Annotated in this window: 20 protein-coding genes; 8 read left to right on the forward strand and 12 right to left on the reverse strand. The window is 61.6% G+C overall.

Annotation, left to right across the window (positions count from 1 at the left end; translation table 11 throughout):
• Nucleotides 1-117: 117 nt before the first annotated feature.
• The 3 genes from WA943_RS14535 to gshB form a co-directional block, all read right to left on the reverse strand.
• Entirely contained in the window at nucleotides 118-1,245 is a 1,128-nt protein-coding gene (locus WA943_RS14535) for a VIT1/CCC1 transporter family protein (protein ID WP_424470611.1), read from the reverse strand.
• Nucleotides 1,246-1,316: 71 nt separating this feature from the next.
• Nucleotides 1,317-2,561, reverse strand: a complete 1,245-nt coding sequence (locus WA943_RS14540; protein WP_424470612.1) for a dipeptidase — start codon at nucleotides 2,559-2,561, stop codon at nucleotides 1,317-1,319.
• A gap of 32 nt (nucleotides 2,562-2,593) precedes the next feature.
• Nucleotides 2,594-3,532, reverse strand: coding sequence for a glutathione synthase (gene gshB, locus WA943_RS14545; RefSeq protein WP_424470613.1), 939 nt, complete (start codon nucleotides 3,530-3,532; stop codon nucleotides 2,594-2,596).
• Nucleotides 3,533-3,669: 137 nt separating this feature from the next.
• Here gshB and WA943_RS14550 point away from each other — a divergent pair, with 137 nt between their 5' ends.
• Nucleotides 3,670-4,356, forward strand: coding sequence for a MarC family protein (locus WA943_RS14550; RefSeq protein WP_424470614.1), 687 nt, complete (start codon nucleotides 3,670-3,672; stop codon nucleotides 4,354-4,356).
• Between the two features lie 9 nt (nucleotides 4,357-4,365).
• Here WA943_RS14550 and WA943_RS14555 read toward each other — a convergent pair whose 3' ends face one another.
• The 4 genes from WA943_RS14555 to rsmI form a co-directional block, all read right to left on the reverse strand.
• Complete coding sequence (locus WA943_RS14555; RefSeq protein ID WP_424470630.1) at nucleotides 4,366-5,235, reverse strand: SirB1 family protein; 870 nt, start codon at nucleotides 5,233-5,235, stop codon at nucleotides 4,366-4,368.
• A 78-nt stretch (nucleotides 5,236-5,313) separates the two neighbouring features.
• Entirely contained in the window at nucleotides 5,314-5,889 is a 576-nt protein-coding gene (locus tag WA943_RS14560; RefSeq protein ID WP_424470615.1) for a BON domain-containing protein, read from the reverse strand.
• A 94-nt stretch (nucleotides 5,890-5,983) separates the two neighbouring features.
• Nucleotides 5,984-6,367 carry a YraN family protein gene (locus tag WA943_RS14565; RefSeq protein WP_424470616.1) on the reverse strand — a complete coding sequence of 128 codons (384 nt, stop codon included), beginning with the start codon at nucleotides 6,365-6,367 and terminating at the stop codon, nucleotides 5,984-5,986.
• Nucleotides 6,364-7,287: a 16S rRNA (cytidine(1402)-2'-O)-methyltransferase gene (gene rsmI / locus WA943_RS14570; RefSeq protein ID WP_424470617.1), complete on the reverse strand. Its 924-nt coding sequence runs from the start codon at nucleotides 7,285-7,287 to the stop codon at nucleotides 6,364-6,366. Before rsmI ends, WA943_RS14565 begins: the two co-directional genes overlap by 4 nt.
• 140 nt (nucleotides 7,288-7,427) lie before the next feature.
• Here rsmI and WA943_RS14575 point away from each other — a divergent pair, with 140 nt between their 5' ends.
• Both WA943_RS14575 and maiA read left to right on the forward strand, forming a co-directional pair.
• A complete protein-coding gene (locus tag WA943_RS14575) occupies nucleotides 7,428-8,825 on the forward strand; it encodes a penicillin-binding protein activator (RefSeq protein ID WP_424470618.1) in 1,398 nt (465 codons plus the stop codon).
• 20 nt (nucleotides 8,826-8,845) lie between these two features.
• Nucleotides 8,846-9,496, forward strand: a complete 651-nt coding sequence (maiA, locus tag WA943_RS14580; RefSeq protein WP_424470619.1) for a maleylacetoacetate isomerase — start codon at nucleotides 8,846-8,848, stop codon at nucleotides 9,494-9,496.
• A gap of 4 nt (nucleotides 9,497-9,500) precedes the next feature.
• On the opposite strand, the gene hemW is transcribed toward maiA, so the two are convergent.
• The 3 genes from hemW to rph are packed head-to-tail and all read right to left on the reverse strand — an operon-like array spanning nucleotide 9,501 to nucleotide 11,981.
• Nucleotides 9,501-10,682, reverse strand: coding sequence for a radical SAM family heme chaperone HemW (hemW, locus tag WA943_RS14585; RefSeq protein ID WP_424470620.1), 1,182 nt, complete (start codon nucleotides 10,680-10,682; stop codon nucleotides 9,501-9,503).
• Nucleotides 10,663-11,268 carry an RdgB/HAM1 family non-canonical purine NTP pyrophosphatase gene (rdgB, locus tag WA943_RS14590; RefSeq protein WP_424470621.1) on the reverse strand — a complete coding sequence of 202 codons (606 nt, stop codon included), beginning with the start codon at nucleotides 11,266-11,268 and terminating at the stop codon, nucleotides 10,663-10,665. Before rdgB ends, hemW begins: the two co-directional genes overlap by 20 nt.
• Nucleotides 11,268-11,981 (reverse strand): ribonuclease PH, encoded by a 714-nt coding sequence (gene rph / locus WA943_RS14595; protein ID WP_424470622.1) that lies wholly within the window; start codon nucleotides 11,979-11,981, stop codon nucleotides 11,268-11,270. The genes rdgB and rph overlap by 1 nt, the downstream gene beginning before the upstream one ends.
• A 176-nt stretch (nucleotides 11,982-12,157) precedes the next feature.
• Here rph and hrcA point away from each other — a divergent pair, with 176 nt between their 5' ends.
• Both hrcA and grpE read left to right on the forward strand, forming a co-directional pair.
• Entirely contained in the window at nucleotides 12,158-13,222 is a 1,065-nt protein-coding gene (gene hrcA, locus WA943_RS14600; RefSeq protein ID WP_424470623.1) for a heat-inducible transcriptional repressor HrcA, read from the forward strand.
• A gap of 68 nt (nucleotides 13,223-13,290) precedes the next feature.
• Nucleotides 13,291-13,938 carry a nucleotide exchange factor GrpE gene (grpE, locus tag WA943_RS14605; RefSeq protein ID WP_424470624.1) on the forward strand — a complete coding sequence of 216 codons (648 nt, stop codon included), beginning with the start codon at nucleotides 13,291-13,293 and terminating at the stop codon, nucleotides 13,936-13,938.
• 171 nt (nucleotides 13,939-14,109) lie between these two features.
• Here grpE and WA943_RS14610 read toward each other — a convergent pair whose 3' ends face one another.
• Nucleotides 14,110-15,702 (reverse strand): arylsulfatase, encoded by a 1,593-nt coding sequence (locus tag WA943_RS14610; RefSeq protein WP_424470625.1) that lies wholly within the window; start codon nucleotides 15,700-15,702, stop codon nucleotides 14,110-14,112.
• A gap of 198 nt (nucleotides 15,703-15,900) precedes the next feature.
• Here WA943_RS14610 and WA943_RS14615 point away from each other — a divergent pair, with 198 nt between their 5' ends.
• Nucleotides 15,901-16,605 carry an NnrU family protein gene (locus WA943_RS14615; protein WP_424470626.1) on the forward strand — a complete coding sequence of 235 codons (705 nt, stop codon included), beginning with the start codon at nucleotides 15,901-15,903 and terminating at the stop codon, nucleotides 16,603-16,605.
• Here WA943_RS14615 and WA943_RS14620 read toward each other — a convergent pair.
• Nucleotides 16,602-17,237: an alpha-ketoglutarate-dependent dioxygenase AlkB gene (locus WA943_RS14620; protein ID WP_424470627.1), complete on the reverse strand. Its 636-nt coding sequence runs from the start codon at nucleotides 17,235-17,237 to the stop codon at nucleotides 16,602-16,604. The two genes, WA943_RS14615 and WA943_RS14620, sit on opposite strands and share 4 nt — an antisense overlap.
• Before the next feature lie 486 nt (nucleotides 17,238-17,723).
• Between WA943_RS14620 and dnaK the strand changes: the two genes are divergently transcribed.
• On the forward strand, nucleotides 17,724-19,646 hold the full coding sequence (dnaK, locus tag WA943_RS14625; RefSeq protein WP_424470628.1) for a molecular chaperone DnaK: 1,923 nt from the start codon (nucleotides 17,724-17,726) through the stop codon (nucleotides 19,644-19,646).
• A 109-nt stretch (nucleotides 19,647-19,755) separates the two neighbouring features.
• Nucleotides 19,756-20,904 (forward strand): molecular chaperone DnaJ, encoded by a 1,149-nt coding sequence (dnaJ, locus tag WA943_RS14630; protein ID WP_424470629.1) that lies wholly within the window; start codon nucleotides 19,756-19,758, stop codon nucleotides 20,902-20,904.
• Nucleotides 20,905-20,995: the final 91 nt, after the last annotated feature.

The following is a 20,995-nucleotide window of genomic DNA, read 5'->3' on the forward strand; positions in this document are numbered from 1 at the left end:
GCCCAGCACAGAGCGCTCCGGGTCAGATGGGCACGACGGTGACGCCCTCGCAGGCCGACCTTCCCAATACCAACTCGCAATCGTCGCCGATCATGAAGCCGCAATAGATTTCGGCACCTATCCCGCCAGGCTCACGCCGACGAGATAACCGATGCCATAGGTGACGCCTGCGGCGGCGAAGCCGATCAGCAATTGACGCATGGCGGAGAAGATTGCGCCGCGCCCCGTGAAAAGGGATGTGCCTGCGCCGAGCGCGGCGAGCGCCAATCCGCTGAGGCCGAGGCTCGCGCCCAACGCCGCATTGCCCTGCAGAAATAAATAGGGAGCGACCGGAAAGATCGCGCCCACTGAAAAGAGCAGAAGCGAGGTTGCGGCGGCGCCCCAAGCAGAGCCGCCCAATTCGTTCGGATCGATGCCAAGCTCTTCGCGCACCAGCGTGTCCAGCGCCGTGTCCTTGTTGGCGAGAAGCTGCTCGGCAAGGGCGCGCGCTTCCTTTTCGCTCAGGCCTTTCGCCTGATAGATCAGGATCAGTTCTTCTTTTTCCTCCTCCGGCACTTCCTCCAGTTCCATCGCTTCGGTCGCGATCTGCTTCTGGTAAAGCTCGCGTGAGGAATTGACCGACAGCCATTCGCCCATCGCCATTGAGCAAGCGCCTGCGACGAGACCGGCCAGCCCCGTAAGCAGGATCATGTTGTTCGACGATTCAGCCCCGGCAACGCCCATGACGAGCGAGAGGTTGGAGACGAGGCCGTCATTCGCACCGAGCACGGCGGCGCGCAATGCATTGCCACCCATCGCGCGATGCCGTCCTTCGAGCCGTGCGATGGTGCTGCCGTCGAGACCTGTCTTCGGCCCGGCAATGGCGGAAAGCACACGGGCATGGCTGCGTTCGGCCTGAGGCAATCCGCCTGCGACGGCTTCGGGCTGCTTGTCGTAAGCGCCGCTATCTGCCTGCTCCAGCGTATTGATGACCGGGAGCACGAAGGCGGGGCCGAAGCGGCGGGCGAGAAAGGCGAGGGCGCGGGTGCGGAAACCGGGCCTCAGATGCGGCACGCGCGCGCCGGTTTTTGAGAGTTGCTTTCTCCAGTATTCGGCGTGGCTTTCCTCGACGGCGGCTAGGCGGTGATAGACGTCGGCGAGTTTTGGATCGGGCTCGACATTGGCCAGCGCGCGATAAAGGCTCGCGCCATCGACCTCGCCTTGCAAGTTGTCACGATAGCGCTCGTTCTTGGTTGCGTCCGCCATGCCGTTCTCCTTGCCAGCCCTCATCATGACTGAGCGGGGCGGCGACGGAAAGATACTACAGGCGCGGAGGATCAGGACTTTCGCGCCGCCGCAACCTCGTCCATGACGCGCATCAGATTGCCGCCCCAGAGCTTGCCGATCTGCTCTTGCGAATAGCCGCGCTTCACGAGCTCCTTCGTCACGTTGAGCGTTTCGCCCGCATTAGCCCAACCCTCGATGCCGCCGCCACCCTGAAAATCCGAGGCGATGCCGACATGATCGATACCGATCAGCTTCACCGCATAGTCGATGTGATCGACAAGATCGGAAACGCCCGCGCGCGGAAATGTCCTGTCGAGTTCGGCGACGCTTTTTGCGAATTTCTCTTTCGTCGCCGGACTTGCCGCAAAGAAAGCATCGAGACTTGTGAGGCCGAGCGATTTTGCGAGCTTGCCCCGCGCCGCTTTTTTCTCCTTCGAGACCGCATGGAGATATTCGTCGAAGGCGACGATCTGAATGACGCCGCCTTTTTTGGCGAGCGCCAGCATTTCCTCGTCGCTCATATTGCGCGGATGCGGATTGAGCGCATAAACGGCGGAATGCGATGCAATGACAGGTGTGCGTGACGACTTGATCGCGTCGAGCGTCGTCGATTTCGCCGAATGCGATACGTCCACCATGATACCGAGATCGTTGCAGCGCGCGACGATCTCCCGGCCATAGGCGCTCAAGCCGCCATGCTCGCCGCCCTTGTCGTTCGGCTTGTCGCCAAGGTCCGCCCTTGGCTGCGCGCTGTCGCCAAGATCGTTATGGCCGTTATGCGTCAGGCCGAAATAGCGCGCGCCCAGTCCGTAATAGATGTCGAGAAGGGCGGGGTTCTTTCCAATCGCATAACCGTTCTCGATGCCGATCAGCGCGATGCGGCGCCCGTCCGCGTGAATGCGACGAATATCGGCGGAGGTGAGAGCGAGGCCGATATCTTTCGAATATTGCTCATCGACCATGCGGTGGATGGCCGCGAATTTTGCAAAGGCCTCGGACGCCGCTTCCGCATAGCCCGCCGCATCGCGCTTCGTCTGGTCGACATAGACGATGAAGAAAACCGCATCGAGGCCGCCGGTTTTCATACGCGGCAGGTCGACCAAGACCGGCGGACCATTGAGCTTGCCCGGATCGTATTTGTCGCTCGCGAAAAAGGTCGGGATGTCGGTATGCGTGTCGATGGTGATGACATGCGACTGGATCGCGCGGGCCTTGGCTTCAAGGGCGACGTCATCTGCCCATACGGGCGAGGCGAACATCACCAATGCAAGCGCGGCTGCGAAGATTGTCTTCATATGCCCCCATCCGTCATTGCACGGAACGCCTGTTATCTCCGTGCTTCAATCGCATCCCAAATTGTTGCCGCCAGATTCGTTCCGTCGAAGCGGTCGATCTCCTGAATGCCTGTCGGTGAGGTCACGTTGATTTCGGTCAGGTAGTCGCCGATGACGTCGATGCCGACGAAGATCAGTCCACGGCGTTTCAGCTCGGGGCCGATCGCTTCGCAGATTTCTTCCTCGCGCCGGGTGAGAGCGGATTTCTCGGGGCGGCCGCCGACATGCATGTTGGAGCGCGCTTCGCCTTCGGCGGGGACACGGTTGATTGCGCCGACCGCCTTGCCGTCGACCAGAATGATGCGCTTGTCGCCCTTGCGCACATCGGCCAGGTATTTCTGAATGATGACCGGCTCGCGGTTCATCTGGCCGAACATTTCGAGGAGCGAGGCGAGGTTCTCGTCACCCTCGCGAATGCGGAAGACGCCGATGCCGCCATTGCCGAACAGGGGCTTTATGATGATGTCGCCGAACTCGCGGCGGAAGGCCTTGATCTCTTCGGGGTCGCGGCTGATGAGCGTCGGGGGGAGAAGACCCTCAAAGCGGGTCGCGAAAAGCTTTTCCGGCGCGTTGCGCACCTCCGAGGGATCGTTCACGACGAGCGTCTTGGGGTGGATCACTTCCAGCAGATGCGTTGCGGTGATGTAGGCCATATCGAAAGGCGGGTCTTGCCGCATCAGAACGACATCGACGGAGGCGAGATCGACTTTCTCCATGCCGCCCAGCGTTACGTGATTGCCCTCTTCCCGTCGCAGCGCCATGGAGCGGCCACGCGCATAGACGCAACCGTCGCGCATCGAAAGCTCTTTCGGCTCGTAGTAGAAAAGCGTGTGGCCGCGGGCCTGCGCTTCAAGACCGAGGGCGAAGGTGGAATCCGCGTTGATATTGATCGTATGGACCGGGTCCATCTGGATCGCGACATGAAGGCTCATATGGGCTCCGGGAAGGCAGGTTCCCCATGGGGGAGGAGGTTGCGTTTGAAAGAAGATGGGGGAGCGGCAGGAAAAACACCAGAGGCGCTTGAAGTTTCGCTTGCGAGGCGCGAGGCTGCGCCCGTCCAGGAGATAGAATGCTTAACGACCTCATCACTTTCGGCCTGACGGCGCTTGCGGGCTATTTCGCCATCGCAAACCCGCTATCGGCCACGCCTATTTTCATCGCGCTGACCACGGGCGACAGCCCCGAGATCCGGCGCACCATCGCCCGCAATGCGGTGCTTACGGCGCTGGCCGTGGTCGTCACGTTCAGCGTGGCGGGCAAGCTCATTTTCGAGACATTCGGCATCACCATGGCCGCGCTCAGGATCGCGGGCGGCATACTCGTCTCGATCGTCGGCTACCAGATGCTGCAGGGGCGCTCCTCCTCCGTGCAGGTGCCCTCGCAGGTCTCAGGCGACATACCGCCAGCCGATATTCTGCGCGCCCAGCTCTCGGTCGCCATATCACCGCTCGGCATGCCGATGATCGCAGGGCCGGGCACCATCGCGACGGCGGTCGGCTTTTCCGCCAATCCCGGCTTTCTCTACACCATCGTTTCGATTACCGCCTTCGCGGCCATTGCGAGCATCACCTATCTGATGTTCATGCAGGCGCCGCGCATCGTGCGCTTCCTCGGCGAGACGAACCTGACCGTGGTGACGCGGCTCATGGGCCTCATCGTGGCGACGATCGGCGTCGAAATGGTTTTGACCGGCGTGGGCGACGCCGCGCGCGACTTCATACAGTCGGTACAAATGGTGCCCTTGGCGCGCCCCTGAGAGCGGGTGTCAGTTAAGGCGCGACTTCAGGCGGCGCAGGGCTTCCTCGGCCATGCCCGCTATGCGCATTTCGCCGTCGCCCGATGCCATGTTGCGGCATTTTTCAAAGGCAATGGCCGCCGCGCTCATATGGCCCGCATGAACCTCGAGACGGCCAAGCTCGAACTGCAATCCCGCGCGACGGGGCGCGAGCCAGATCATGCGCGTCACGACTTCGCGCGCGCGTTCATGCTCGCCCGCGCGCAGCGCACGGCTCAGAATATTGTTCTGAAGCCGCAGCAAAATATCGCGCGTGCCGACAGGCGCATAGGATTCCGGCAACAGCTTTGCGTCCGGACCTTCGATGCTGCGGATCAAATTCAGAAGATCGGCGGAAGAAAGCGTCTGGCCGCGATTGAACGGATCGATGATCGTCGCGCTTGTGCCGATTTGCAGGCGCAGAACGAAGTGGCCGGGAAAATTGAGGCCGACGAGATCGAGGCCAAGGGCGCGGCCCACATGCAGATAGAGAATGCCGAGCGCGACAGGCAATCCCTTGCGCCTGTCGATCACATGCATCAGATCGGCATTTTGCAGATCGTCATAAGTGGCCGTATCGCCGCGATAGGCGAAGCGGCCCGAGATGAGGTTTGCAAGCATGGTTGCAACCAGTTCCGCATCGGCGGCAAGTTCGGGCTGGCTGCCGGACAATGCACCGCGCGCGGCATCCGCCAATTCCGCCAGATGCGCTTCGTAAGGCGCGCGCACAATATCGGGGCGATCTGCCTGGGCGAAGGCAAGCGCAATGGCGCCAATGTCGAGCGCATCGTCGGCGGCTTCTCCCGCCGCACGAATTTCCGCTTCGATCCTGCTCTTGATGCTGCCGCCGCTATTGCCCATGGCCAATAATGGCGCGGGAGGGTAGTGGCGGCAAGGTGCGCATTTGGAAAATATCGGACGAATTTCCGGCGGTTTTACCTAGCTGGACTTCATCTGGACGTTTGACACGACGTTGCGCACGCCGCTGACGCCGCGTGCATAACCCATGACGCGATTGAGCTCGGCCTGATTTTGCGCGATGCCACTCAGATAAACCGTGCCGCGGATCGTCTTGATCGAATAGTTGATGCTGCTGATGGCGCTGTCGGCGGTGAGCTTGGCGCGCAGCTTCGTCGTGATGATCGAGTCGTCGGCCTTTTCACTGAAGCTCGTCGGATTGCCGGTCTGCAATTCATTATCAACCTGCTTGACGCCACCGACACTCCAGACGACTTTCGACGCTATCGCACTGTCCTGTTCGTTGCGCACGAAACCGGTCAGCACGACGCGGCCATTATGCACCTGCGTCGATACGCGCTTGAACAGCTCCTCGTCTTTTTCAGCGAGCTTGCGATTTATTTCGAACGAAATTTCATTGTCATCGACGGCCTGTTCCAGCCCGCGATCCTGCGAGGCCATGACGGCGCCCGTCGCGCCCGCGCCGAGAATAACCGGCACGCAGCCCGATATGCTGAGCGCCGAAATGATGATGGCGCTGGCTGTCAGATGTCGCATGGATCGATACCTCTTCGTTCGCGAGAGATTCAGTGTTTCTCCGTAAGGGGAGAGTATCACTTGATAAGGCGAGATTATGGCAGCGCATGCGCGCTCATGGGTGCCAGGCATCGCGCAGATGATGCGGCATGCGGCGCGGCGTCACCAGCACCACATCGAAGCGCATGTCGAAATGCGCATATTCCGGGCGGCCGGCGACAAAGAGTTCGGCGGCGCGTGCAAGCCTCGCCTGCTGGCGCGATTGCAAGGCTTCCGCCGCAAGAGTGAAGTCGCCACGCGCTTTCACCTCGACGAAAACAAGCGTCCGGCCGCGACGCGCTATCAGATCGATCTCACCGAGCCGCGTTTTAACGCGACGCCCGACAATGCGGTAAAACTTGAGGCGCAGCAGCAGCGCCGCAATACCCTCGGCACGCAGGCCCGATGCGTGCGCGGCGCGGCCTCTCGCCGCCCGTGCCGATTGGGGCCCTTTCGTCATTCGCCGCCTTCCGAGAGCGTCAGCGCGCGGGCATAAATCTCGCGGCGGGGCAGGCCGGTCATGGCGACGACTTCGGCGACCGCATCCTTGACGCTCGAGCGGGTCAGTGCGTTTTCGAGCATGGCGTCGATCTCGTGCTGGCATAGCGCCGCACGCGGCGCGGGCGGGCCGACAACGATGACGATCTCGCCCTTGGGCGCACCCGCTTTTTCATAATGCGCGGCAAGTTCCTCAAGGGAACCACGGCGGACTTCCTCGAAACGCTTTGTCAGCTCACGGGCGACGGCGGCCTCGCGGGACCCGAGTGCTTCGGCCATATCGGCAAGCGAGGCGGCAAGACGGTTGGCGCTTTCAAGAAAAACCAGCGTGGCCGGAACGGGCGCCAGTTCGCCGAGCTCGCGGCGACGGGCTTCCTGCTTGGCCGAAAGGAACCCTGAAAAGAGAAACCTGTCGGTCGGCAGGCCCGCCAGCGTCAATGCCGCCATGACGGAGGATGCGCCGGGCAGCGTCGTGACATTGTGGCCCTCGGCAACGGCCTCGCGCACCAGCTTGAAGCCCGGATCGGAAATCAGCGGCGTGCCCGCATCCGAAACAAGAGCAATGCGCGCGCCGCTTGCGAGGCGCTCCAGAATGCGGGGCCGCATCTCGGCGGCATTGTGATCGTGATAGGGCATCATCTTCGCCTCGATGCCGTAGATTGCAAAAAGCCTGGAGGTGACGCGCGTATCCTCGCAGAGAACGATATCGGCAGCACGCAGCACGTCGAGCGCGCGCAATGTGATGTCGCTCGCATTGCCGATGGGCGTTGCGGTCACATAGAGGCCGGGCGCGAGCGTCGAGCCGGAGCGGCGCGAACGGGTCTCACCGGCGTCGGAAATGAATTCGGGTTCGGCGTCTTTATCGTCGTCTGGATCGGACATGGCTACCGTTCGGGGGTTTTCCGGCAGACCTTGCGCCGGACACACCCTGTTTGGCAATGGCGCCGCACCGGCAGGCGTTTACTTGGCGCGAGTGGCCGATTAGTCTCCAGCTTCAACATCTTGCATGGAAGTGTCTCGCCTTGGCTCTGATCTCAAGCACCGTTCCCAGAACCAGCATACGGACGGGCCTCAAGGCGATCTTTCTAGCCGGTGTCATGCCCCTTCTGGCCGCCTGTAGCGGGATCGGCTTTGGCGGGCAGGACGCGCCGCCGCCGCGCCCCATCGTGCAAGCGCCGCCCATCGCCGTACAGCCGCCGCCTGCCACCGCGCCCGTCACGCATCAATCCGGGCTCACGCGCGATCCCTCGCAATTCTATACGCCCAAGCAGATGGAAGGCCGCCAGCTCATTCGCGTGGCGATCCTGCTGCCCTTCAATTCTCCGCGCTCCAATGTCCGGGCGCTGTCGAATGCGCTCTATAACGCCGCCCAGCTCGCGCTTTTCGAGTTCAATAATCCCGACATTCTGCTGATGCCCAAGGCGACGGGCAGCGCAATGGCCGCGCAGAAAGCGGCGCAGGACGCAATCCGCGAAGGTGCCGATCTCATTCTCGGGCCGCTCTTTGCCGAAGAGGTGGGCGCCATCGCGCCGTTGGCGCATGCCGCGAATGTTCCCGTCGTCGCCTTTTCGTCAGACATGACCGTCTCGGGCAATGGCGTCTATCTGCTCTCCTTCCCGCCTGAGGAAGACGTCAATCGCATCGTCGATTACGCGGTGCTGAAGGGCATGACGAAATTCGCAGCCCTTTATCCGCAGGACGATTACGGCAATCGCATCCGCCCGGCTTTTGAAAAGGCGGTCGCCGACCACGGTTCGCAGATCGCAATCTCGGGAACCTATCCGGCGAATTCGGACGGGATGAACCAGCCGGTGCAGCGCGTCGCCAATTATGGCGGGCGGCACGGGGCGCTGCTCTCCAAGCGCAGCGAGCTCAAGAAAGCGGGCAATGCGGCCGAGTTGAAGGCGCTGGAAAATCGCGACACGCTCGGCGATCTTTCCTATCAGGCAATCTTCCTGCCGGAAGGCGGCACGCGGCTCAAGGCGCTCGCTCCGCTTCTGCCTTATTACGACATCGATCCGCGCAAGATTAAGTTCCTCGGCACCGGGCTTTGGGACGACCCGACCCTGACGCGCGAGCCGGCGCTTGCCGGTGGCTGGTTCCCCGCGCCGCCGCCTGAAACACATGCCCAGTTCGTCGAACGCTACAAGCGCGTCTATGGCACGACGCCGCCGCGCATTGCGAGCCTCGCCTATGACGGCGTGAGCCTCGCCGTTGCCCTCTCGGCCCATGTACCTGCCGATCGCTTCACAGCCGCATCGCTGACGCATCCCGACGGCTTTGCGGGCGTCGACGGCATATTCCGTTTCCTGCCCGACGGGCGCACGGAGCGCGGCCTCGCCATTCTGGAAATGCATCCCTCGGGCGCAATCGTCATCGATCCTGCGCCGGTCAGCTTCGGCGTGCCGCCGGTTCTCTGACCTCTACCGGGACCAAGCGAATGACGCTGAAGCTCTATAATTTTTTCCGCAATTCCGCCGGGCATCGCGTTCGCATCGCGCTGCATCTGAAGGGGCTCGACTTCGAATATGTCTCGATCGACATAAGGGCGGGCCGCCAGCAGGACGCGAGCTACAAGGCGGTCAATCCCTTGTCGCTCATCCCGGCACTCGATCACGACGGGCGGATCGTCACTCAATCGACGGCGATCATCGAATATCTGGAGGAGCTTTACCCGGCGCCTTCGCTCCTGCCGGTGGACCCATTCCTTCGCGCGAAGTCTCGTGCAGTGGCTGCCTCCATCGCGGCGGAAATGCATGCGATGAACAACATGCGCGTGCATAAATTTCTGGGCGAAGAGTTGAAGCTCGACGGCGCGGCGCGCAACACGTGGTTCCAGCACTGGAACCGGATCGGGTTCGGCGCGATCGAGGCCGATCTTGCTGCGTCGTCGAATACAGATTTTGCCTTTGCCGACTATCCGACCATCGCCGATATTTTTCTGGCGCCGCAATATTACAATCTGCGCCGCGTCAAATTCGACCTCGCGCCATATCCACGCATCGGTGAAATCGTTGCGCGTTGCGAAGCGCATCCCGCTTTTCAGAAGGCCGCGCCGGAAGCCCAGCCCGACTACGTCGAAGGCGAATAGGTTTTCAGGAAAGCAACCGCCCGAGGACGCCGTTCAATACGAGGCGGCCTTCAGGCGTCGCCTTGATGATGTCGCCGTTGCGCGTGAGAAATCCGTCGCGCACAAGTCCGTCGACGCGGTCGGCAACTGGCGCATGACCGGTCAGGCGTTCATAGCGCGCGAGCGATACGCCCTCATCGAGACGCAGGCCCATCATCATCATCTCATCGCCTTGTTCGCTCCGCGTCACATCATCCATGACCTCGATGCCGTGACCGTCTTTTTCAACGGCGGCGATCCAGGCGCCGGGTGCTTTCAGCGTGCTCGTCGCGATGCGCCCATTGCCGGTGGTGAGGCGTCCATGTGCGCCGGGGCCGACGCCTGCATAATCGCCATAGCGCCAATAGACGAGATTGTGGCGACACTCGGCCTGAGGCCTGGCGTAGTTCGATACTTCGTAGGCGGATAATCCAGCCTCGGCGCAGATATCGCCGGTCAAACGATAAAGCGCTGCGGCATCATCTTCTTCGGGAAGCTTGAACGCGCCCTTCTCATAAAGCCGCGCAAAGGCCGTGCCTTCCTCGATCGTCAATTGATAAAGCGAAAGATGGTCGGCGGCATGAGCCAGCGCGGCGCGAAGTTCGCGCGACCATTCATCCGCCGTCTGGCCGGGGCGGGCATAGATCAGATCGAAAGAGAGGCGCGGGAAAATTTCACGCGCAAGGCCGATGGCGGCGAGCGCTTCGTCGGCTGTGTGCAGGCGACCCAGAAATTTCAATTGCCGGTCATCGAGCGACTGCACGCCGAGCGAAAGACGATTGACGCCCGCCGCCCTGTAGCCGCGGAAGCGGTCCGCCTCGACGCTGGTCGGATTTGCTTCAAGCGAGATTTCAACATCGCCATCCACCGACCAGAGCGCGGCGATCTGCGAGAGAACCGCATCGACGGTCGCGACATCCATCAGCGAGGGCGTGCCGCCACCGAAGAAAATCGACGAGACTGCGCGCGGGCCGGTGAGCGAACGCATATGCGCAAGCTCACGGCCAAGCGCGTGCGCCCATGCGCGTTGATCGACATTGGCGACGACATGACTGTTGAAGTCGCAATAGGGGCATTTCGACAGGCAGAAGGGCCAGTGAACATAGACGCCGAAGCCGCCATCGGCGGCCTCAACGACGTTCGCCGTCTCAACCCTTGAAGCAGGCATCGACGAGCTGGCGGAAGGCATGGGCGCGATGGGACATGGCATGCTTTTTCGCGGGTTCCATTTCGCCGAAGGTTTGCTCGTGGCCATCGGGCACGAACATCGGATCGTAACCAAAACCGAGAAGTCCGCGCGGCGGCCAGACGAGTTCGCCATCGACGCGGCCTTCGAAGTACTCGACATGGCCGTCCGGCCAGGCAAGCGCAAGACCGGCGATGAAATGGGCCCTGGTGTTCAGCGTGCCTTCCTCGACGAGACCGAGGCGAATGCGCTCCATGGCAAAGTCGAAATCCTTTTGCGGACCCGCCCAGCGTGCCGACTGAATGCCCGGTGCGCCGTTCAGCGCTTCGACGCAAAGGCCGGAATCGTCCGCCAAGGCCGGGCGGTCAGCCGCCTTCGCAGCCGCAAGCGCCTTCAATTCCGCATTGGCCTGAAAGGTCGCGCCTGTCTCTTCAGGCTCGGGCAGGCCCAGATCACCCGCCGAGACGGTTTCGATGCCGAAGGGCGCAAGCAGCTCCCTTATCTCACGGACCTTGCCCGCATTGTGGCTGGCAACAACCAATGATTTTTCAGCAAAATGACGCACCATCACGCAACAGCCCGCTTCTGGAGTTCCACAAGGTCTGCAATCGAGGCCTTGGCGAGGCCAAGCAGCTTCATCAGCTCATCTTCGCTGAAGGGCTCCGCCTCCGCCGTGCCTTGAATTTCACAGATGCCGCCGCGGCCCGTCATCACGAAATTGGCGTCGGTATCGGCTTCGCTATCTTCAGCATAATCGAGATCGGCCACAGGCTGGCCCCGATAAATGCCGCAGGAAATGGCTGCAACGTGGTCCTTGATCGGCGAAGCGGTCAGCATATTGCGGGCCGTCATCCATTCCACGCATTGATGCAGCGCCACCCAGGCACCGGTGATCGAGGCCGTGCGCGTGCCGCCATCGGCCTGCAAGACGTCGCAATCGATCGAGATCTGGCGCTCGCCGAGCAGTTTCATATCGACGACGGAGCGCAAGGAGCGGCCGATCAGGCGCTGGATTTCCTGCGTGCGGCCCGATTGCTTGCCCTGAGAGGCCTCGCGGCGCATGCGTTCATGGGTCGAGCGCGGCAACATTCCATATTCCGCCGTCACCCAGCCATGGCCTTTGCCCTTCAGCCAAGGCGGCAGGCGGTCTTCAAGGCTCGCCGTGCAAAGCACATGCGTATCGCCGAATTTAACGAGGCAGGAGCCTTCGGCGTGTTTGGTAACGCCGCGTTCGAGGCTAACGGCCCGGATTTCCTGGGGCTGACGGCCGGATGGACGCATGGCAGACCTGCTTTCTCGTCTTTGATCGTTGGACTTCAAAGGAATTGGGGGGTCTTAGTACCGCGCGCGGTCCCGGAAGGAAAGACGCGAGGCCACGCACAATTGACGCGGAGCGCGCCGCTTCCTAAATTCACTCCAGATTTCAGTCACATAACGCGCGGAGACACGAAAGCCACATGGTCGCCGTCAAGGATCTCAACGAGCGTTCGCGCGAGATTTTGCGCCGTGTCGTCGAGACCTATCTCGAGACCGGCGATCCCGTGGGTTCGCGCTTTCTGTCCCGGCATCTGCCGATGCCGCTTTCGGCTGCCTCGATCCGCAATGTGATGTCGGATCTCGAAGCGCTGGGCCTGATTTTTTCCCCGCATACGAGCGCCGGCCGCGTGCCGACCGAGGCGGGGCTTCGCATGTTCGTCGACGGTTTGCTCGAAATCGGCGATCTGTCGGAAGACGAGCGCGGGCAGATCGAGCGCCAGATTGCCGGGTCGCACAAGAGCGTCGAGGACGTGCTGGACGAGGCATCCAAGATGCTGTCGGGCCTCAGCCATGCGGCCGGTTTCGTCGTCGCACCGAAATTCGAGGCTGCGCTCAAGCATATCGAATTCGTGGCGATGGACCCCGGCCGGGCGCTGGTCGTCATCGTGACCGATGGCGGCGAGGTCGAGAACCGCGTGATCGACGTGCCGATGGGGCTGACGCCCTCGGCGCTTGTGGAAGCGACGAATTATCTCAATGCGCGGCTTCGCGGCAAAAGCTTCGAAGAGGCCAAGACCATTCTGGCCAGCGAGATGGAGACGCAAAAGGCGGAGCTGAACGAGCTGACGTCGCGCGTGATTTCCTCCGGCCTTGCCACATGGTCCGGCGCAAAGCCCGCAGCGAGCAATGACGATCCCTTGTCGAAATCGCTCATCGTGCGCGGACGCTCGCGGCTTCTGGACGATGTTCACGCGATGGAGGACCTGGAGCGCGTGCGGCTCCTGTTCGACGATCTGGAGAACAAGCGCGACCTCGTGCAGCTTCTGGGGCTTGCCGAGCAGGCCGACGGCGTTCGCATTTTCATCGGTTCGGAAAACAAGCTTTTTTCGATGTCGGGCTCTTCGCTCGTCATCAGTCCCTATATGGACAGCCGCCAGCATGTCGTGGGCGTGCTTGGCGTCATCGGCCCGACGCGTCTCAACTATGCGCGGATTATTCCGATGGTGGATTACACGGCAAAACTGGTTGGCCGCCTCATCAATTGAGGGTCGGTTGACTTTCGAGACCTGAACGCGCACATCGTGACCGCGCGAAAAATACTGGATTTGTGACAATGAGCGATCAGAACAACGACACGGCAAACGGCGACGATCAGGACGCGAATGCGCCGATCGATCAGGCGGCACAGGCCGAGCCAATTTCTGAAGTGCCCGCAGACGAAGAGGGCGAGCCCGATCCTTTCGCCGTGCTCGTCGCGCTGCAAAAGGAGAATGCCGATCTCCAGGACAAGCTGCTGCGCGCCATTGCCGAAACGGAAAATACGCGTCGCCGTGCCGAGCGCGACCGTCAGGACGCCGTCCGCTATGCCGCCGCCAGTTTCGGTCGCGACATGGTGCAGGTGTCGGACAATCTCCGCCGCGCCATTGCCGCCGTGAAGCCGGAAGAGCGCGAGGCATCGCCCGCTTCGGTTCAGGCGCTGATCGAGGGCGTCGAAGTGACCGAGCGGCAATTGCTCGCGACCTTCGAGCGCCACGGCATCAAGGAAATCACGCCTGCGCCGGGCGACAGGTTCGACGCGCATCTGCATGAAGCCATGTTCGAAGTGCCCAATAGCGGCCAGCCCGCGGGCACGGTCGTTCATGTGGTCGAGGCGGGTTACATGATCGGCGACAGGCTACTGCGCGCCGCTCGCGTCGGCGTCGCCAAGAGCGATGACAATGCGCCGAAGACGAATGGCGGTCAGGTCGATACGAGCGTCTGAGCGCTGTCTCCGTTGCGCTTGTCTTAACCAACAATGTCATCCCGGGACTTGTTCCCGGGATCCATGACGCATACTCGGCAGGTGTTGAAGGGTGGGTCCCGGAAACGAGTCCCGGGACGACGCTAAATTTTTATTTGGCGACGGTGGTCAGATCACGTCATTCGAAAACCATCATGTCGCTATCATCACCATGACGACGCCGACTCTCTCGACATATTCATCCCAGAGCCCAAGCATTTCCTGAAGCCGTTCAGGCTCCGATGCGGCGAGGTCATCGATCTCGCCGGGGTCGGCGGCGACGTTGTAGAGCTGCCAGTCGCTCGTGCCTTCGGGCGCCGGAATCCAGATCGCTTTCCAGTCGCCCTTGCGGATGCCGCGACGACCGAAGAACTCCCATCCGGTCACGGCATCCTTGGGATGCACGTCGCTCGTCTCGCCAGAAAAATACGGGCGCAATGTGCGGCCCATCATCGGCTCGATGGCGCGGCCCTGATATTCCAGCGCGGGATGCGTCGCGCCTGCGAGATCAAGCAGCGTCGGCATCACATCCATGACGGTTGAAAAGGCGTCGCCTATTTCATTGCGCCGCGCGAGGCTCGCACCTGACGCGAAGGCGACAACGCGGATGCCGCCTTGCGAGGTATAGGTTTTATAAAGGCGCGACGGCGCGGTTGACGCTTGCGCCCAGCGCGGCCCGTACCAGACATAGGAATTGGGCCGCCCGATATTGTCGAGGCTGTTGTCGTAATATTTGTCGATGAAGTCCATGAGATAGGGACCGAAGACCGGCACCGCTTCGATCAGCGCGCCCTCTGCGCCATTGTCCGACATGAAGAGAATGAGCGTGTTGTCGAATTCGCCCGTCTCCTTCAGATGCGCGATAACGCGACCGACATTCCAGTCGAGCCGCTCGACCATCGCCGCATAGACTTCCATGGCCCGGGCGGAGCGGGCGCGCTCCTCATCGTTCATGTCTTCCCATGTCTTGTTCTTTGCGACGATGGGATGGGGCGCGATGTCCTTTGCACAGAGGCCGAGTTCCTTCAGCCGCGTAAGGCGCTCCTGACGCAAGGCTTCGGGGCCTGCATCATAGCGCCCGCGATATTTCGCAATGAGATCGTCGGGCGCCTGAAGCGGCCAGTGCGGCGCGGAGAAGGCGAGATAGGCGAAGAAGGGCTGGGTCTTGTCGGTGCGCTCGTCGAGATAGTCGATAAGTTTCGTCGTGAAACCGTCTGAGGAATAGAAATCATCCGGCAAGGTGACAAAGCGGTCATCTTCCGTATAGAGAGTATCCTGCTTCGGGAAGCCCGTTCCAGCTTTCGGCGACGAAGCATAGTGATTTGCCGCGCCGGGCAGCAGAGCGAAGGAGCGGGTGAAACCGCGCTGATGCGGGCAGGTTTCGAGCGTCGATCCCAGATGCCATTTGCCCGACATCAGGGTGAGGTAGCCTGCATCGCGCAGGAGCTGCGGCAGGGTCACGACGCGCTCGTTCAGATAGCATTCGTAGCCGGGCTTGCCGCGCTGGCTCTTCGCCAGCACCTCCTCATGCGTGCCGAGGCCTGCAATATGCGGATCGGTGCCGGTGAGCAGCATGGCGCGGGTGGGCGCGCAGGCGGGGGCGGAATGGAAATTGGTGAGGCGGAGGCCATCGGCCGCGAGAGCATCAAGGTGAGGCGTGGCGATTTCGCCGCCAAAGGCGCCAATGTCGGAGAAGCCGAGATCGTCGGCGACGATCACCAGAAAATTTGGCCGCTTGCCACTCATGAGTTCGACGCCGCCCGTCAGTTGAATGATGCTGAAGCACACGCTCGCTCAGGGTGGGTTTGGCGTCAACGATAATGGACCGTGGTCTATTATTTATCTTCATGGCCTGTTTCAAAGGTCGCCGGTTTACGCCTAGACGAGGACCGCCGCTTTCCTATAACAATGTTATGGGATCGAGTTATCGGAGGAGGAGCAATCATGTTGAACCTTGCGGCGGCGGCAGCATTTTTCTTCGCGCTACATCTTCTCGTCGCGGGCACGCGGGCGCGGGACCGGATTGTGGCCAGGACCGGCGAGGGGGCCTATCTCGGGCTTTTCTCACTCGCATCCATCGGCGGCATCGTCTGGCTGTGCCTTGCCTATAACGCCACCGCCTCGGTTCCGAACCGGCTCTATTGGGTCGCGCCGGACTGGCTCATGCATCTGGCTCCGCTGGTGATGGTCGTCGCCTTCCTCTTCGCGCTCATCGGGCTCACGACGCCCAACCCGACCGCCGTGAAGGCGGAGGCCCTGCTCGACAAGCCGGACACGATCAAGGGCATGCTGCGGATCACGCGCCATCCCTTCCTCTGGTCGGTCATGATCTGGGCGGCCTTGCATGTCGCCCTCAACGGCGACAAGGCATCGATCATCTTCTTCGGCACCTTCCTCGTCCTCGCCGCGCTCGGCACGCTGTCGATCGACGAGAAGCGCAAAAGGAAGCTCGGCGCGAAGTGGGAAAGCTTCTCGCGCGCGACCTCGAACCTGCCTTTCGCGGCCATCGTCGCTGGACGCAACAGGCTCGCTATAGGGGAACTTGGCTGGTGGCGAATCCTGCTGGGGCTGGCGGCATTCGGCGCTATGTTTTACGCACATCTCTGGCTTTTCGGCGTGTCGCCGGTGCCCGGCTGGGCACCCTACTAGGCCGGTTTCGTCACCCGCCGCAGCGTCAGGTTGATGCGTCCACCGCCGCTGACGAGTTGGGACGAGCCGGAGATGACGCGGTCGACGCCGTGGAAGCGCATGCGGGACGCGCCGCCCAGCACCAGAACATCGCCTGAGGCGAGTCGAAAGCTTTTCGTTTTGTCGCTGCGGGCGAATCCGCCGACGCGGAAGAGGCAGGTGTCGCCCAGCGAGATGGAGAGGACGGGCGCGTCCGTCGCCGCCTCGTCGCGGTCCTGATGGAGCCCCATCCTGGCCTTCTCGCCTTTGTAGATATTGACGAGGCAACATTCCGGCGGGGCGTCATAACCGGAAATTTCGGCCCAAAGGTCGAGTAGGGCCTTGGGTATGGCCGGCCAGGGCTCGTTGGTTAAGGGGTGAAAAGCGTCATAGCGATAACCCTGCGCCCCCGAAATCCAGCCCAATGCGCCCAGATTTGTTTGCATGATCGACCAGGGCTGGCCGGTTCTGGGCATGTGCGGGCGGTAGGGCGGCGCGAAACGAACGGCCTCGCGCAGCTCGCACAGCAGCGCCGACTGAGCCTCCCGATCGAAATAGTGCGGGTATAGCTGCAGGCCGTCCGCATCCATGTTGATCGTCAGCTTCCTCGTCATCGGCGGACTGCCTGCTTGCCTTTCAAGGTGGCGCGAGGCGGCGAACGCCGCAAAGCGCCAGTACCACATCTTTCCACGGGTCCGGCGAGGGAAGAACAGAAGATTGGCCGGGGCTTCGATCCAGACCTGCGACCTATCTTCCTCACCCGATGCCGGTAGCCATGGATCCCGGGAACAAGTCCCGGGATGACGGTCGTGGTTGGGGGAAGTTATCGGGCTGACAGTCGTGTCGGATTGGCGGTTTTGATGCCAATAATGCATCCCGCGCCCGCAAAGCTTGAGCCTGTGGCCCATATGCCGCATGACCGCTTGCGGCCATCAATTGCCAAACCTATATAGAGCGCAACATGTTCAACCCCTAACGGACCCCTATGGGGGCCGGATCTGGCCAGGGTGTTTTCAAAAGAGACGCCTCGAGCCGACATGCGGGCGCCCGATCCTGAACGGGGCCCGGCCGGCCTGCCGCAATGAAAGAGGACCTTTGATATGGGAAAAGTAATCGGCATCGACCTTGGCACTACAAACTCGTGTGTCTCGGTGATGGACGGCTCCACGCCGAAAGTAATCGAGAATTCGGAAGGTCTGCGGACGACGCCATCGATCGTCGCCTTCACCAATGACGGCGAACGACTGGTCGGCCAATCCGCCAAGCGCCAGGGCGTTACCAATCCCACCAATACCTTCTTCGCCATCAAGCGCCTGATCGGTCGCGCCTATGACGATCCGACCACGCAAAAAGACAAGGCGATGGTTCCCTATTCGATCGTGCGCGCGCCGAACGGCGACGCCTGGGTCGAGTCGCAGAACGAGAAATATTCGCCGTCGCAGATTTCCGCCTTCATCCTCCAGAAGATGAAAGAGACGGCCGAAAGCTATCTCGGCGAAAAAGTGACCCAGGCCGTCATCACGGTGCCTGCCTATTTCAACGACGCGCAGCGCCAGGCGACGAAAGACGCGGGCAAGATCGCCGGTCTTGAAGTTCTCCGCATCATCAACGAGCCGACGGCAGCCGCGCTCGCCTATGGCCTTGATAAGAAGAACGGCGAAATGATCGCCGTTTACGACCTTGGCGGCGGCACCTTCGATATTTCCATTCTTGAAATCGGCGACGGCGTCTTCGAAGTGAAGTCGACGACCGGCGACACGTTCCTCGGCGGCGAAGACTTCGACATGCGTCTCGTCAATTATCTTGCCGACGAATTCAAGAAAGAGAACGGCATCGATCTGAAGGGCGACAAGCTTGCCTTGCAGCGCCTGAAGGAAGCCGCGGAAAAGGCGAAGATCGAGCTTTCGTCGACGCAGCAGACGGAAATCAATCTGCCCTTCATCACGGCCGACGCATCCGGCCCGAAGCATCTGACGATGAAGCTGACGCGCGCCAAGCTCGAAGCGCTTGTCGACGATCTGATCCAGCGCACGATCGAGCCCTGCAAGAAGGCGCTCAAGGACGCAGGCATCACGGCGGCGCAGATCGACGAAGTCGTTCTCGTCGGCGGCCAGATCCGCATGCCGAAAATTCAGGAAGTCGTGAAGCAGTTCTTCGGCAAAGAGCCGAACAAGTCGGTGAACCCCGATGAAGTCGTCGCCATGGGCGCGGCCATTCAGGCGGGCGTGCTGCAGGGCGACGTCAAAGACGTTCTGCTGCTCGACGTGACGCCGCTGTCGCTCGGCATCGAAACGCTGGGCGGCGTGTTCACGCGCCTTATCGACCGCAATACGACGATCCCGACCAAGAAGTCGCAGACCTTCTCGACGGCAGACGACAATCAGAACGCCGTGACGATCCGCGTCTTCCAGGGCGAGCGCGAAATGGCCGCCGACAACAAGATCCTCGGCCAGTTCGACCTGCTCGGCATTCCGCCGGCACCGCGCGGCGTGCCGCAGATCGAGGTCACCTTCGACATCGACGCCAACGGCATCGTCAATGTGGCGGCCAAGGACAAGGCGACGAACAAGGAACAGACGATCCGCATCGAAGCCTCTGGCGGTCTTTCGGAAAAAGACATCGAGCAGATGGTGAAGGATGCCGAAGCTCATGCGGCGGAAGACAAGAAGCGTCGCGAGGAAGTCGAGGCGCGCAACCACGCAGACGGCCTCATCAACTCGACCGAGAAATCTCTTGCCGAACATGCAGACGCGGTTCCGGCAGAGGTGAAGGCCGAGATCGAAGCAGGCGTCGAAGAGCTGAAGACCGCCCTCAAGGACGGATCGGCCGACGACATCAAGACGAAGACGGCAGCATTGACGCAGACCGCTATGAAGCTTGGCGAAGCGATCTACAAGGCGACACAGGAAAGCGCCGCACAGGCAGACGCGAAAGCGGATGGTGCGTCGGAGACCGACAATGTCGTCGATGCCGACTTCGAGGAGGTCGACGAGTCCAAGCGGGACAAGGACAGCAACGCCTGAGATTGATCCCGCAGGGCCAGTTCCATGACAGCCACCTCAAACACATATGACAACGCCCCGGCGAGCTTCTGCTTGCCGGGGCGTCGGTCTGTGACGAGACGATAGTTTCATGTCCAAACGCGATTTTTACGATGTGCTCGGTGTTCCTCGCGGCGCAAATGCCGAAGAGCTGAAGAAGGCATATCGCAATCTTGCCAAGCAGCTTCATCCCGACCGCAATCCCGGCGATGCCGAGGCCGAGCACAAGTTCAAGGAGCTGAACGAGGCTTATGACGTTCTGAAGGACGATCAGACGCGCGCTGCCTACGACCAGTTCGGCCATAGCGCCTTCGACGGAACGGGCGGCCGCGGCCCGGGCGGACATCCCGGCTTCGGCGGCGATTTCGGCGCATCCATGTCCGGCATTTTCGACGATCTCTTCGGCGAATTCATGGGCGGGCGCGGCGGACGGCGTTCCGATGGCGGGCGCATGCGCGGCCAGGACCTTCGCTACAATATGGAAATCGACCTCGAAGAAGCGTTCGAGGGCAAGAAGGCGCAAGTGCGCGTGCCGTCTTCCATCGCCTGCGAGCCTTGCGACGGGTCAGGCGCGGAGCCGGGCTCCAAGCCCATCACCTGCACCACCTGCGCCGGGCACGGCAAGGTGCGCGCCTCTCAGGGCTTCTTCACCATCGAGCGGACCTGCCCGACCTGTCACGGACGCGGGCAGATTATCGAAAAGCCCTGCAAGGTCTGCCACGGCGCGGGGCGCGTCGAGAAGGAACGCACGCTCAACGTCAATATTCCCGCTGGCGTCGAGGACGGCACACGCATTCGCCTCTCCGGCGAAGGCGAGGCGGGCATGCGCGGCGGCCCTGCCGGCGACCTCTACATCTTCCTGTCGCTTCGTCCGCATCCGATCTTCCAGCGCGACGGGGCGGACCTCTTCTGCCGCGTCCCGATATCCATGACGGCGGCGGCGCTTGGCGGCGAGATCGAAGTGCCGACGCTGAACGGCAAGCGCGTGAAGCTGAAGATTCCTGAAGGCACGCAGACCGGCAAGCAGTTCCGCCTGAAGGACAAGGGCATGCCGGTGCTCAATTCGCGCGAGCTGGGCGATCTTTACATCCAGACCACGGTCGAGACGCCGATCAAGCTCACCAAGAAGCAGAAAGAGCTTCTGAAGGAGTTCGACGGCATATCGAGCAAGGAAACGAACCCGGAAAGCTCCGGCTTCTTCGCTCGCGTCAAAGAGTTCTGGGACGGGTTCCAGACCTGAGGCGGCGCGTCTTTGCGGGACGGCCCATTTTATTCGTGATTTCGAGAAAAGTAGAAGCGTCGTCCCGGGACTTGTTCCCGGGACCCATCTT

The organism is Parvibaculum sp. (assembly GCF_049651025.1).
Classification (GTDB): Bacteria; Pseudomonadota; Alphaproteobacteria; order Parvibaculales; family Parvibaculaceae; genus Parvibaculum.

Excerpts from the sequence above, each read along its gene's own strand:
- WA943_RS14555 (WP_424470630.1), bottom strand. The coding sequence starts at position 5,235 with ATGGGCAATAGCGGCGGCAGCATCAAGAGCAGGATCGAAGCGGAAATT.
- rph (WP_424470622.1), bottom strand. The coding sequence starts at position 11,981 with ATGCGTCCATCCGGCCGTCAGCCCCAGGAAATCCGGGCCGTTAGCCTC.
- dnaK (WP_424470628.1), top strand. The coding sequence starts at position 17,724 with ATGGGAAAAGTAATCGGCATCGACCTTGGCACTACAAACTCGTGTGTC.
- WA943_RS14565 (WP_424470616.1), bottom strand. The coding sequence starts at position 6,367 with ATGACGAAAGGGCCCCAATCGGCACGGGCGGCGAGAGGCCGCGCCGCG.
- hemW (WP_424470620.1), bottom strand. The coding sequence starts at position 10,682 with ATGCCTGCTTCAAGGGTTGAGACGGCGAACGTCGTTGAGGCCGCCGAT.
- WA943_RS14610 (WP_424470625.1), bottom strand. The coding sequence starts at position 15,702 with ATGAGTGGCAAGCGGCCAAATTTTCTGGTGATCGTCGCCGACGATCTC.
- maiA (WP_424470619.1), top strand. The coding sequence starts at position 8,846 with ATGACGCTGAAGCTCTATAATTTTTTCCGCAATTCCGCCGGGCATCGC.
- dnaJ (WP_424470629.1), top strand. The coding sequence starts at position 19,756 with ATGTCCAAACGCGATTTTTACGATGTGCTCGGTGTTCCTCGCGGCGCA.
- WA943_RS14550 (WP_424470614.1), top strand. The coding sequence starts at position 3,670 with ATGCTTAACGACCTCATCACTTTCGGCCTGACGGCGCTTGCGGGCTAT.
- gshB (WP_424470613.1), bottom strand. The coding sequence starts at position 3,532 with ATGAGCCTTCATGTCGCGATCCAGATGGACCCGGTCCATACGATCAAT.
- WA943_RS14535 (WP_424470611.1), bottom strand. The coding sequence starts at position 1,245 with ATGGCGGACGCAACCAAGAACGAGCGCTATCGTGACAACTTGCAAGGC.
- rsmI (WP_424470617.1), bottom strand. The coding sequence starts at position 7,287 with ATGTCCGATCCAGACGACGATAAAGACGCCGAACCCGAATTCATTTCC.
- hrcA (WP_424470623.1), top strand. The coding sequence starts at position 12,158 with ATGGTCGCCGTCAAGGATCTCAACGAGCGTTCGCGCGAGATTTTGCGC.
- WA943_RS14620 (WP_424470627.1), bottom strand. The coding sequence starts at position 17,237 with ATGACGAGGAAGCTGACGATCAACATGGATGCGGACGGCCTGCAGCTA.
- WA943_RS14540 (WP_424470612.1), bottom strand. The coding sequence starts at position 2,561 with ATGAAGACAATCTTCGCAGCCGCGCTTGCATTGGTGATGTTCGCCTCG.
- WA943_RS14560 (WP_424470615.1), bottom strand. The coding sequence starts at position 5,889 with ATGCGACATCTGACAGCCAGCGCCATCATCATTTCGGCGCTCAGCATA.
- WA943_RS14615 (WP_424470626.1), top strand. The coding sequence starts at position 15,901 with ATGTTGAACCTTGCGGCGGCGGCAGCATTTTTCTTCGCGCTACATCTT.
- rdgB (WP_424470621.1), bottom strand. The coding sequence starts at position 11,268 with ATGGTGCGTCATTTTGCTGAAAAATCATTGGTTGTTGCCAGCCACAAT.
- grpE (WP_424470624.1), top strand. The coding sequence starts at position 13,291 with ATGAGCGATCAGAACAACGACACGGCAAACGGCGACGATCAGGACGCG.